A 641-nucleotide genomic window follows, 5' to 3' on the forward strand; every position below is an offset into this window, starting at 1 on the left:
ACGGGGCTGGATGCCTTCGAGAAGCGCTTCCCGCGCCGGACCTTCGATGTGGGCATCGCCGAGCAGCATGCGGTGACCTTTGCCGCCGGCATGGCCTGCGAGGGGCTGCGGCCCTTCGTGGCCATCTATTCCACCTTCCTCCAGCGCGCCTATGACCAGGTGATCCATGATGTCGCCCTGCAGAACCTGCCGGTGCGCTTTGCCATGGACCGCGCAGGCCTGGTCGGCGCCGATGGCGCGACCCATGCCGGGGCCTATGACGTGGCCTATCTCGGCTGCATCCCGAACATGACCCTGATGGCGGCCGCCGATGAGGTGGAGCTGACCCATATGGTCGCCACCGCCGCCGCCCATGACGCAGGGCCCATCGCGCTCCGCTACCCCCGCGGCGAGGGCACCGGCCTCGAACTCCCCGCCCGCGGCACGGTGCTGCCGATCGGCAAGGGACGGGTGCTCCGCGAGGGCAGCACCATCGCCATCCTCTCCTACGGCACGCGGCTCGCCGAAGCGCTGCGCGCGGCCGACGAACTCGCCGCCCAGGGGCTGTCCTGCACGGTGGCGGATGCGCGCTTTGCCAAGCCGCTCGACACCGAACTCGTCGAGCGCCTCGCCCGCAACCACGCCGTCCTGCTCACCGTCGA

The 641-nt window shown here is 70.5% G+C and carries 1 protein-coding gene; it reads left to right on the forward strand.

Translation table 11 applies throughout. The annotated features are described in order from the left end of the window. Nucleotides 1–641: transketolase C-terminal domain-containing protein (locus GSE44_RS25140; protein WP_328799109.1), on the forward strand; the 641-nt coding region annotated here is incomplete at both ends.

The organism is Muricoccus harenae, assembly GCF_009848505.1.
GTDB classification, from domain to species: Bacteria; Pseudomonadota; Alphaproteobacteria; order Acetobacterales; family Acetobacteraceae; genus Roseomonas; species Roseomonas harenae.